Annotated in this window: 10 protein-coding genes; 6 read left to right on the forward strand and 4 right to left on the reverse strand. The window is 38.0% G+C overall.

Annotated elements, in window-relative coordinates:
* Positions 1 to 145: 145 nt before the first annotated feature.
* From CXF79_RS09560 to CXF79_RS09575, 4 genes are all read left to right on the forward strand, one after another.
* Complete coding sequence (locus CXF79_RS09560) at positions 146 to 1,357, forward strand: cation:proton antiporter (protein ID WP_232769131.1); 1,212 nt, start codon at positions 146 to 148, stop codon at positions 1,355 to 1,357.
* Positions 1,358 to 1,951: 594 nt separating this feature from the next.
* A complete protein-coding gene (bufA2, locus tag CXF79_RS09565; protein WP_011044168.1) occupies positions 1,952 to 2,425 on the forward strand; it encodes a BufA2 family periplasmic bufferin-type metallophore in 474 nt (157 codons plus the stop codon).
* Positions 2,426 to 2,483: 58 nt separating this feature from the next.
* On the forward strand, positions 2,484 to 3,347 hold the full coding sequence (gene bufB / locus CXF79_RS09570) for an MNIO family bufferin maturase (protein ID WP_101156244.1): 864 nt from the start codon (positions 2,484 to 2,486) through the stop codon (positions 3,345 to 3,347).
* Entirely contained in the window at positions 3,348 to 4,151 is an 804-nt protein-coding gene (locus tag CXF79_RS09575; protein ID WP_101154770.1) for an HvfC/BufC N-terminal domain-containing protein, read from the forward strand.
* Between the two features lie 76 nt (positions 4,152 to 4,227).
* On the opposite strand, the gene CXF79_RS09580 is transcribed toward CXF79_RS09575, so the two are convergent.
* Positions 4,228 to 7,632: a DEAD/DEAH box helicase gene (locus CXF79_RS09580; RefSeq protein WP_101154771.1), complete on the reverse strand. Its 3,405-nt coding sequence runs from the start codon at positions 7,630 to 7,632 to the stop codon at positions 4,228 to 4,230.
* Between the two features lie 418 nt (positions 7,633 to 8,050).
* Here CXF79_RS09580 and CXF79_RS09585 point away from each other — a divergent pair, with 418 nt between their 5' ends.
* Complete coding sequence (locus tag CXF79_RS09585) at positions 8,051 to 8,455, forward strand: hypothetical protein (RefSeq protein WP_101154772.1); 405 nt, start codon at positions 8,051 to 8,053, stop codon at positions 8,453 to 8,455.
* Between the two features lie 128 nt (positions 8,456 to 8,583).
* On the opposite strand, the gene CXF79_RS09590 is transcribed toward CXF79_RS09585, so the two are convergent.
* Complete coding sequence (locus CXF79_RS09590; RefSeq protein WP_232769132.1) at positions 8,584 to 9,207, reverse strand: PEP-CTERM sorting domain-containing protein; 624 nt, start codon at positions 9,205 to 9,207, stop codon at positions 8,584 to 8,586.
* A gap of 287 nt (positions 9,208 to 9,494) precedes the next feature.
* Here CXF79_RS09590 and CXF79_RS09595 point away from each other — a divergent pair, with 287 nt between their 5' ends.
* The gene (locus CXF79_RS09595; RefSeq protein ID WP_101154774.1) at positions 9,495 to 10,793 is read left to right on the forward strand and encodes a DEAD/DEAH box helicase; all 1,299 of its coding nucleotides are present in this window, start codon (positions 9,495 to 9,497) and stop codon (positions 10,791 to 10,793) included.
* Between the two features lie 103 nt (positions 10,794 to 10,896).
* Here the strand turns inward: CXF79_RS09595 and CXF79_RS09600 are convergent, their stop codons facing one another.
* Positions 10,897 to 11,577, reverse strand: a complete 681-nt coding sequence (locus tag CXF79_RS09600) for a helix-turn-helix transcriptional regulator (protein WP_101154775.1) — start codon at positions 11,575 to 11,577, stop codon at positions 10,897 to 10,899.
* A gap of 218 nt (positions 11,578 to 11,795) precedes the next feature.
* Positions 11,796 to 12,179, reverse strand: a complete 384-nt coding sequence (locus CXF79_RS09605; protein ID WP_101154776.1) for a VOC family protein — start codon at positions 12,177 to 12,179, stop codon at positions 11,796 to 11,798.
* Positions 12,180 to 12,277: the final 98 nt, after the last annotated feature.

The following is a 12,277-nucleotide window of genomic DNA, read 5'->3' on the forward strand; positions in this document are numbered from 1 at the left end:
TGAAGCTTTTTTTATACTTAAAAAAATTCAAAAAACACTCAACACCTACTCCTCAATCGATGTATTTTCCTATATCGACTAAGCTTAGCTATACCTCATAAAGAATCGAACCACTTGGTAATAATCAAGAAGGGGATAATAAGCTATGAATATTCATATGATTGTTTCTATTACCTTGCTTATTTTAGCTGTTGGCGTGTTTGCCATTATTCTCGCTCGTTTTATACGCATACCCTACACCTTATTATTAGTTGTACTCGGGTTTTTTCTGTCCTTGTTCACGGTAGCATTTGGCATAGATACCGGCGTGAGAGCGAGTAATTTTCAGGATTTGATGTTATTTATATTGCTGCCAGTATTAATATTTGAAGCAGCTTTTTCTTTGAACAGTAAACTATTATTCAAATATTTGCCCAACGTACTAACGCTTGCAACACTTGGTTTGATCATTTCTACGCTTGTTATCGCTGTTTTCCTTTATTTTGGTATCGCTCATCCAGGTTTTCCTTTCATCGCGGCATTATTAACGGGTGTTGTTATATCAGCAACGGACCCGGTTGCTGTGGTTGGTCAATTGAAAGCGTTGAAAGCGCCTGATGATTTAAACGTGTTAATTGAAGGGGAGAGCTTATTTAATGATGCAACGGCGATTGTTTTATTTAGTATTATTCTCAGCATTGCTTTAGGTCAAAGCGAGCCAGACTTGACGTCTGCCATTATCACGTTTAGCAAAGTATTTTTTGGCGGCATTATTGTGGGTAGTGTATTTGGATATATTGCAGCACTGTTAGTTAAAATAATTGATACATCTGTGCCACATATGGTGGTTATTACACTGTTTCTAGCTTATGGGACCTTTTACATCGCGGAGCACTTATTTCATGTCTCAGGTATTGTGGCAGTAATGTTTGCTGCATTACTTTTTAAAAAATCAGCACAGGATCAGCTAAAGGATGTTCATACCGGTTTGCACAATATATGGGAGTCACTTGGTTTCATTGCCAATATTTTTGTTTTTGTCTTGCTGGGATTAGTGGTCAGTCTTAATATGTTTACTCAAATGTGGCTAGCCATAATATTAGCAATAGTGGGGGCTTTTATTGCGCGAGTCATCGCAGTCTATTGTTCAGTATGGTTAAATCAGGTCATTGTGGGACAGCCTATTAACCGTAAATATCCACCCATCATGATCTGGGGGGGATTACGCGGAGCGGTCACCATTGCATTAGTTTTGTCATTGCCAACCGAGTTACCCTATTGGTGGACTATTCAATCTATTGGCTTTGGCATTGTACTTTTCACTCTCATTGTTCAAGCAACAACAACTCCACTGTTAGTTAAAAAACTCAACATTTAACGTATCTAAGTACCTAGCTTATGGACGTTATCCCCGTAATGTTTAATCGGAGGGCCAGTTCCTAAAAAGTAATGGAACTTTGATAGTGACCTCGAACATAACATTTACGTTAAGATCTTGAGTTAACTACATTGATCTTGAATATAATGGATTTTCATAATGACTCTAGTTTTGTTTTTATTAGATAAGTTATTATCAATCAGTGCATTAAGTTATAGTTTCCCTCATTTGTTAGCTCTGTGAATATTTCCTAATACTCACTTCACGATATTAAAATGTCCTCGTTTATAAGGTAAATAAATGCCTTGATCGATCAATTTATTTTACCGGTCGAACGGGAAAATCTCATTAAAATTTCAAAAAATATAAAATAATTATTCAGATAAAAATTGAAAGTTATAAAGACATTAACAGGTCAAATTAGGTGGTTACTTTTATAATTGGTCATAATTATTTTAAGAAAATGATGATCTTGAACTAAGATTAAAGGTGCTGTAGGCAATATTTTTATTTAAACTGAACATGATTCATATGTAACTTAGCTTAAAGCAAAATGTGGCCTGATCTATAACTAAAAACTAATGGGAGAATACAATGAATCAGAGCACTAAAACAAAACTTCAAGGTACCGCGGTAGCACTAGCCGTTGCTGGTTTAATGGGATGTACTGCAGTTGCAGGCGACTCAAGTACTAAAACAGCTAAAACTAGCGCAACCAATACGGTTGAAATGGCGCATTGTTACGGCGTGAATAAATGTAATGGTCATAACGACTGTAAAACGGCTGAAAATGCCTGTAAGGGACAAGCGGTTTGTAAAGGCCATGGTTTTGTTGCTATGTCGACTAAAACCTGTGACGACATTGGCGGTAATGTACAAGACGATTGGCGTGGCGTAGTTGATACTGCTGAGTTGACTCATTGTTACGGCGTCAATAAATGTAATGGTCATAACGACTGTAAAACTGCTGAAAATGCGTGTAAAGGTCAAGCCGCATGTAAAGGCCATGGTTTTGTCGCGTTACCAGCACAAACTTGTGATGATGTAGGTGGCACTGTTGGTTCATAACTTGATAACAAATCAAGCTAGCGCTAGAGAGTATTCACTCTCTAGCGCTGTTGACGGTATCGCTCCACCTGATGATTTCCTCGGCTTTGGTTTAGGACTAAGAACAGATCATTTTCAAGATGTGCTAGCAACTAAACCCAATATTGATTGGTTTGAAGTTGTCTCTGAAAATTTTATGGTAGACGGTGGTAAACCCAAACACTATTTACACGCAATCCGTGAGCTTTATCCTATGGTGATGCACGGTGTCTCGTTGTCTATTGGTTCAACTGATCCGTTAAATATGCAGTATTTACGGCAGTTAAAAGTCCTGGTAAACGAACTACAGCCACAATGGATATCAGACCATCTTTGTTGGACAGGCGTTAATCAAACGAACAGTCATGACCTATTGCCTTTACCGTATAACGACGAAGCATTAAATCATGTTTGCGATCGTGTTGACCAAGTGCAAAATTTTTTAGGCCGTCCTATTTTATTAGAAAACTTATCTAGCTACATTACTTATAAAGAATCTGAAATGAGTGAATGGGACTTTTTCAATAATGTTGCTCGTCGCTCAGGCTGTAACATATTGTTAGATATAAATAATATATATGTCAGCGCACGAAATCATGAATTTGACCCACAAGATTATCTTGAAGGTATCGACAAAAACAAGGTCAAACAATTTCATTTAGCGGGTCATACTGATTACGGAAATTACGTTATTGATACCCATGACCACCCAGTTGCTGATCCTGTTTGGGCTCTATATAAACAAGCATTAGAAAGGTTTGGTTGGGTAAGCACTATGATTGAACGCGATGATAATATTCCGCCGCTGGCTGAGCTATTAGCTGAAGTTGAAACCGCACGGAACATTGCTTACGATACTTTAGGTCAATTGGAGCGAGTGAAGCAACGGGAGGTAGTAACGTAAGTGGATAAATTACCGTTAGCATCATTACAGCAAAAATTAATTGATTATTTAGTCGATGACGACCCCAAGGTCACGACTAATATTATGGAGCAGATTAAGGACCACGGCAGTATTACCCGTGATGTTCGTCTTCATATATACAAGAACGCTTACCAAGCAAGACTGAAAGAAACCATTGAAAACGACCATGAAATGTTAGGTTTTTTCCTTGGTGATGATTTATTTGATCAAATGGTCTTAGGTTATATTAATGCTTACCCGTCTGATAATACCTCGCTTAGATATTACGCTGATAAATTACCATTGTTTTTAGCCAATAACGCGCCATTTAAAGATCATCCTATTATTAGCGAATTAGCCCATTTTGAACGCTTACTTATGGTGGCATTTGACGCGGCTGACGCAACCCGATTTACCCGTGATTTGCTCGCAAATACGCCGCCTGAACAGTGGCCTGATTTAGTTTTTCGTTTTCACCCAAGTGTTCAACTGGCGCACTTTCATTACAATAGTGTGGAAACTTGGCAAGCGCTAAAACAGGAGCAATCACCTGAGCCAGCAAAAGCGCAGCATAGTGATTGGTTGCTTTGGCGAAATAATGATCGCCTAACGCAATTTCGTTCCTTGCCACAGCAAGAATATAACCTGATCACTATGATTTTAAATGGTGCGAGTTTTACCGCTTTATGTGACTTTTTACTCGAAGAAGTGAGTGAAGAGCAAGCTAGCCAAGTGGCCTTAAATTATCTACTAAGATGGCTAGATGATGGCATATTAATAAAACAAGAATTTCTTCAGCAGTGACGTATAAGTTATCGATAAAGACCGATACTAATTGTATCGGTCTTTATGTTTCTACTCACTTAGTTCTAGCTCGTCTCTAGCTCAGTGGTGTAAGTAGCGAGTCCAAGATATCGTCAGTTAAACTCAGCTTATTATCACTGACTTCTTCAGATAACAAGGCTTTGGCGAGTTCGGCTTTGTTTTGCTGAATTTTTTGAATCTTTTCTTCTATAGAGTTTTCAATAATCAATTTGTAAACAAACACAGGTTTGTTTTGTCCAATTCGATAAGCTCTATCAGTGGCTTGGTTTTCTACTGCTGGGTTCCACCAAGGATCAAAATGAATAACCGTATCGGCTGCTGTTAAGTTCAAACCTACACCACCAGCGCGTAAGCTAATTAAAAATACCGGCACTTCACCGCGTTGAAACTTATCAACTACCTCTTGTCTTTTAGTGGTTGAGCCCGTTAATTTAACATAACCAATACCTGCATCGATCAACTCATCCTCTATTAAAGAGAGCATGCTGGTGAACTGTGAAAAGATTAATATTTTACGGCCTTCATCTATTTGCTCAGGCAGTGTTTCCATTAAATATTCAAGCTTAGCGGATTGATTTACCTTTTTAGCGCCTTCCAGTTTCAATAACTTAGGGTGATTACATACCTGTCTTAGTTTTAATAACGCATCCAATACTTCTATCTGACTGCGTTTTAAACCTTTATCAGCAATAATATCTTTTAAGCGGCTATCCATCGCTAAGCGCACAGATTCATACAACTCAGCTTGTTTACCTTCAATACGCAAGGTTTGAATTATTTCAGTTTTTGGTGGTAACTCAGTGGCTATTTTGTCTTTGGTTCTACGTAAAATAAACGGCTTAATACGCTGATTTAATAACTGCTTACGTTCTAACTCACCATGTTTTTCTATAGGTGTTCTAAATAGTTTAGTAAATTGTCTTTGTCCGCCTAAAAAACCAGGCAGTAAAAAATTAAATTGTGCCCAGAATTCGCCTAAATGATTTTCCATTGGCGTACCCGTTAAGCACAATTTATGCTGCGCTTTTAGTGTCAGAAACGCTTGGTATAATTTAGTTTTGGTATTTTTTATATAATGGGCTTCATCAAGCACAAGGTAATAAAATTTTTGGTCAGTGTAATGTGCTAAATCTTTAGTAATTAACGCATAACTGGTGATGATTATATCAACCTGATCTTCACCACCTTCGACGGCCTCAAGACAGCCAAATTGCTCATGACGTTTGTTACCGTGTAATACTTGATAAGAAAGTTGAGGGGTAAATTTATCTATTTCATTAGCCCAGTTAAAAATAACACTGGTAGGCGCAACGATTAATATCGGTTTAGTCAGCCGACCTTGCTGTTTTTCAATTAATAAGTGCGCCAAGGTTTGAATGGTTTTACCCAAACCCATGTCATCAGCTAAAATACCGTTTAATTGGTACTCGCGCAAAAACTGTAACCAGTTTAGTCCTTGGTGCTGATAAGTTCTTAACGTCGCGTTTAAACCTTCGGGTACAGGAATCGTAGTTACTTGTTGAAAGTCTTTTAGTTTATCAGCCAGCGCTCTTAACTTACTTGTGCCTTTTGCTATCATGCCTTGGTCATCTAACATCGATAACGTTTGATGCCCTTGAAAACGCGATAGCTCTATGGTGCCATCATGGCTTAAGGCATTAGGCATAAATAGTTCAATGAACTGTTTTAGTATTGGCTGCACGCTTTGATAACGTAAGGCAACAAAACCACCATTGTCTAAATCTACATAAATGGGTGAATCAGGTGAAATAAGGTTTTCTTTTTCGCGGTCAAGTAATGCTGATCTAGGCAGCTGCTCAATAGCGCTAAGCAAAATAGGAAACGCAGGCATTTTTTTACCATCAATGGTTAAGTTTAACCCTAATGAGAAAAAGTCATGATCATCGGTTTCCATCACTTCGGCATCAAATACGCTATCAGTAGAAAGCGCTTTATAATAAAAATCATCAGCAAAAGTAATATGCCAGCCTAGATCTTCAAGTGGTGATAATTCTTGATGTAAAAAGCGTTGCCACAAGACACTGCCTTGCATCAGCATGGCAAATTCAGGAGTTTTACTTTTGTTCAAATCGTCCTGACTAGTATAAGTGTAACGTTTAGGTTTAGGCTGAGGGTTAAATTTCAGCGTGGTCAATTTATCAATAACCGTTTGTTCAAAAGCTAAGTCACGATAAATTTTTATCTCGCGTGGACTTACATTTTCACGCTCAACTTCATCCTCAATATTACTATAAGCACCACTCTCAATATTACTATCGGCATCACTCTGGGCATCACTATCAATACTAAGCTTAGTTACGTTTGATGGCGTAATCGTAACGTTTTCATCATGGGGATTAACTAAATTACCTTGATAGGAAAAATTAACCTGCACATAACCCGTTTGTCGATTAGAGGCTACTGGCGTAGTGAAGTGCAAGTACACATCAGGTTGTGTTAACTCTTGTGAGTATTTTGTTTTAGGTTTAGGCAAACGTTTCACTGCATCGCCTAAGGACATAGATAATTTACTCATTATCCAGGGTAATTTATCTTCTTCAAAAATAGGGGAATTAAGTAAACCTGCTTCAAAATCACATTGAGTATTAGTATTAATTTTTCCAAAGCAATTTTTTTCTTCGTCATAAAAACACAGTGGCTGTGCTTTGATAATACGAATACTTTCTGATGGCTGCATTAAAACAAGCTTTAACGTATGTAAACTGTTACCCAACGCTAACCACTGCCATTCTGCTTCTAGTGGCTCACTTAACGTCACCGGCTCGCTTAAGTCGTACGTTGTATGCCAAAAGCTACGATTAGTTTTTATAATGCGTTCAAATAAATCAAAATACTTAATGGTATCGCCATACTGGTTAGTACGCATAAGCTCGGTAAGTACAGCAACATCCTCGTCATTCGCATAGGCACTATTAATCAACGAACTGGCAGAATATTCACTGCCAATAGAACTATTCCAACCGCCACTATTTTTTGGTCGAGCTGACTTAATACCTAAAGTTAAAAAGTCGTCTTCGTTATATGGGTTGGGCTTTAAAAAGTATAATAATGATTTTTGCTGGGTATTGGGCTGGTATCTAGTTGGCTGAGCTTGAAAACGGTTAAGCCATTTATCTATTATTGTTTCTGAGGTAGCGATGCTGTTTCGGTCAAAATGTTCGTGAATATAACACTGCGCTAACGCTGAACCATGTTTACAATCGCGACCGACATAACAATCACAATAACTGGCAATATCACCAAACTTACCATCAAAGACTAAACGCGTTAAATAACTTGATTCGCGCGAGCGCTCACTAAAAACTACACCGCGAATTACTTCACCGTCAAGAGCGCAGGTTTTTACGCCATTTGCCTGAAAAATTCTCGCGCCTTTTTTCCATTCATTTTTGGTAAAGTGTTGTTCAAGTAATTCAGGAGTAAACGTGTTTTTGGCCATAGTATTTAATTATTAAGAATTCAAATCGATCGGTAAGTTGGAAAGTTGGGTCGTTATCTTTTATTAATAAGATGAAAAATATCAATAAAATGATAAATATCAATTACAGCAATAGAACCTTCAGGGTTAACTGCTAATAGCGGGCCACTCATTATGTAACCTCGATAGTACCATATTGCCTGCTTATTCATAAGTACGGTAACTGTATTTCAATCAAAGATGTTCAATGATTTTCACTTTACTTGGAACATGCGTGATTCACCTCGTAGACGAAATGACCTACTACGCCAGTCACAGCTCTTTTTTGCTTCAGAAAAGGTCCCTTGTTATTTAAGTAAATTAACTAGGGACAACCTAGTTAATTTACTAAATAAACAGTAAAATCAGTAAAGAGTAAGGGCTAAGCAAGGAATAGAGAGTGATTTCAAAAAAAGTAAGAGAGCTATTTGTCTCATTAATGGAAGCTTCAGATGATTCTCCAGTTTCCTATGATGTTGAAACTGAGCAATACAGTGGTTTTTTCAATAATGTAGTTGTTGATAAGTATATTGACTTAGGCGCGTTAGAATTGGTTGAAGGCGGGAATGGCGAGACAACCATCTTGCTTAACAACCGAGATGACTTTTTAAGCTCTTTTGCTGCAGGTATCAGAGAAGCTAACAATGGTAGTGATCAATCATATGCAGATTACAACGCGAATCCGTTTGCCTTTTCAGTGGGTTATGAGCACTTTCATCAAATAGCTAAGAAAAAACGTAAGATGTGTGGCTACATATGTCATGGTTTTGAAAACGATGATACCGGTTTAATACATCAACAATAATCTTCAAGTGATAATGCTACAGCATTGCTGTCCTTGTTAATTGTTAATGTAAAAAAAGCATCGACTAATTAAGACGATGCTTTATGAGTTACGTTAAGCGCTTCAGCAATATTATCTCTGATAATTTATTAAGATTTTTTCTTAAATCGACGAGCTGTTAATCCTGCCATGGCTAATGCGAATATAGCAAGTGTAGATGGTTCAGGAACATCGACAGGAGGTGGAGAGTCACTTGTTGTATTAATGGTTAAAGTCCAAGGTTGTCCTGGGAAAACTGTGCCAGCCGATATTTGAAAGTCCCAAATTGCACCCGCAGTTGTTGTGCTTAAAGGGCCTGTTTCTGGTCCAAAACTATCAAAGAAAGACGCTGAAATGTCGCTGCCAGAGTTAACCATATTAAAGTTATCATCGAATAAGTTAGCGACATTATTGTGCAAATCAACGTTCATACTTTGGCCAATATTGGCATCATCAAATACACCAGAAAATGAAAGTACTATGCTATCAATAGTTAAACCAGCCAATTGTGTAAATTTTATTCGATCAGTTTCTGCTGGAGGTGTCTCATTAATCACCCCTTGAATAAGATTAATACCAGCAACAAGATTTACATTAGTACTACCTATAGCATCTAGATCACCATCAACTGTTTCACTATAAATTAATGTTGCTGAAGCATTCCCCATGAAAAATAAGCTACTAAAAGTAAGTAGAATAGCTGTTAAAATTGAGTTAGAGCATTTGAATGTCATAAAAGCCTCTTTAATTGAATTTTACAAAATAAAAAGTGATTTTTCAGACTACTTGAAGCAATAAGCACACCAATCAATTAATACATAACTATTTCAATAAGATGAAAAATCGAACTAATTCTCTATATGAATACTGTAAAATAACCCGACAGTTATCTGAAGAAAACGCTTACTATTGTAGAAGGCTGAAAAACATAACTGTAAAGTTTGATCAATTTCACTAACTTAACAGACCATAAATACGCTAAAATAGGGGTAATTACTTTAGCTTTGAGCCCTTTATTTTAATGACAACTGTTACAACGCCTGCCACCTTTACAGAACTTGGCCTTATTACCCCCTTATTAGCGCGATTAGCTGAGCTGGAATATCATCAGCCAACGCCTATTCAAGCGCGAGCTATCCCAAGTGTATTAGCGGGACGTGACTTAATTGCAGGGGCAAATACCGGCTCAGGTAAAACAGCCACCTTTGCACTGCCTATGTTGCAGAAATTACGCGAAGACATTTCATCGGGCAGCAAAAACAGTAAAGGTAACTTTGTTACTGGACTAGTTTTAGTACCTACTCGTGAACTCGCCAAGCAAGTTGCAGACAGTATTAAATCTTATGCAGTGCATTTTAATGGCGAAATTAAAACCCTTGCTGTTTTTGGTGGAGTATCAGTCAATATTCAAATGCTCGCATTACGCGGTGGCGTCGATATTTTGGTGGCAACGCCGGGTCGATTACTTGATTTAATTTCAAGTAATGCCATCAAGCTCGATAAGGTTAAAACCTTAGTACTTGATGAAGCCGACCGCATGTTAAGCCTAGGTTTTACTGAAGAACTAACAGCGCTGTTGGCATTAACGCCGAAGAAAAAACAAACCTTATTATTTTCAGCGACTTTTCCTGAACAAGTAACAACGTTAACGCAAGAACTGCTTAATAACCCGATTGAAATACAATTACAAAGTGCGGATGCCAGCACGTTAGTTCAACGTGTTTTTACCGTGAACAAGGGTGAAAAAACAGCGGTATTAGCGCATTTGATTCAGCAAGAGCAATGGCGACAAGCGCTTATTTTCGTTAATGCCAAACACCATTGTGAACACTTAGCTGAAAAATTAGCTAAACGTGGTATTACCGCCGCCGTGTTTCATGGCGATAAAGGTCAAAGCGAACGTAGTCGTGTGCTTGATGGCTTTAAAGCTGGCGATATTGAAGTGTTAATTGCTACGGATATTGCTGCCCGTGGTTTAGACATCGAAAAACTTCCTGTAGTCATCAACTTTAACTTACCAAGAAGCCCATCAGACTACATGCACCGTATTGGTCGAAGTGGACGTGCTGGTGAAGTAGGTTTAGCCATATCGCTTATCGACCATGAAGATTATCATCACTTCAGCGTGATCGAAAAGAAGAACAAATTCAGGCTTGAACGTGAGCAAGTTGAAGGTTTTGAAGCCGCTGAAATTACCGGTGATTCAATTTTAGCCGTAGAGAAACCAATGGCAGCGCCTGAAGGCACAGGTAAGAAAAAACGTAAAAAGAAAACATCGGTCAATGCCGATATCTGGTCAGGATATTCTAAGCCAGAATAAATCCATTTATACTCAAGCATCTTCAGGTAGTTTGGGTCTAAGTTAGCGAAGCATTCAATTTTAGTCCTTGTTTGCTTCAGCTTAAAGAGAGGGGAGGCGGTAATTATCCATACTTTCTTTGCATTTCCTTGATGAAATCATCGAGTTCTTCACCGTCTACCACAGGAAAAAATCGTGGAGTAAGGTTAATCAATATTATCCTGTCGATGCGAAAATTTCGAAAGTCATTTCTAAGTTCACACCAGGTTAATAGTGTCCAACAGCCTCTCCATAAATGGATAGCGAGTGGACGTACTTCTCGACTGGTTTGCGCGTGTTTAGCGTCTTCATAATCCATTTGAAGGTATTGTCTATCGGTGGCCGCTTTACGTAAAAGGTCTAGATGTTGAAATTCATTTGATTTGGCATGAAACTTAGGTGCAAACATTAATGAGTTAAATGTTTGCAGCCTTTCAGGCAATACTGCAGATATTTTGATCATTGCTTGTTTGGCTGAACTCGCGAGTTCGCTACCTCCCCAAGCTTCTACCATTCTCATGCCTACTTGAATCGCTTCAAGTTCTGACTCGTTAAACATAAGTGGTGGTACGTCTACTTCACGACGTAATAAATACCCTACACCTGCTTCACCTTCTACAGGAATACCATTGGCAATGAGATCTTGAATATCTCGATAAATAGTTCTTGTAGACACCTCGAGTACTTCTGCTAATAAACTCGCAGTAGTTAAACGGCGATTCTTTAACAACTGTATGATTTGAAAAAGTCTGTCTGCACGACGCATTATTATCCCATTACTTCAATTGGTATAATACATAAACCCAGTATTGAACTGGGCTTATACCCAAGCGACTTAAAACACGCATCTTCAAGTGGTTTGGGTATATGTATTATTTTTATATACTGTTAAGAGTGTATTTTAGTTATACCAGTTTCATTAAGTTTGTGATCTTGTTGTTGAGTTAGACATGTTGATGAAGCCTTAATAGGTCAGTTTTATCATCACAGACTTTGAGACCACAACCCAACTTTATTTCCTTCGCTATCTACAAAAATAGCAATGTAGCCACATTCGCCTTCTTTAATAGGCATTGGAGGTAATAAAATTTCAACACCCGCTGCTTTAATCTCATTCACTTTGTCATTTAACGTCAAACTAAGATGTAAATACACTGTGCTGCCATCTCGGCTTGGCACCATCATATCGTGTTTCAAAAGGGCAAAACTTGGGTCGCCTATGTTGGCCGTTTCAGCAATAGACATTTCCATGTCATTCATTACTTCGTGTTTAAACGTTAAATCAAAATGCGTTTGATAAAATGCAACTGCTCGGTTCATATCAGTAACAGATATTTCAGCCCAGACCAATGGAGAATGTTCTAACATATTGTATTCCTTTAATTAATGATACCAAGTTGATTAAGTTCTTTCCCACTCAGCGAGAATTAAAAGGCTTAGAGGCAAGGCATTGATTGAAGAGAATG

It is taken from the genome of Colwellia sp. Bg11-28, assembly GCF_002836245.1.
GTDB classification, from domain to species: Bacteria; Pseudomonadota; Gammaproteobacteria; order Enterobacterales; family Alteromonadaceae; genus Colwellia; species Colwellia psychrerythraea_A.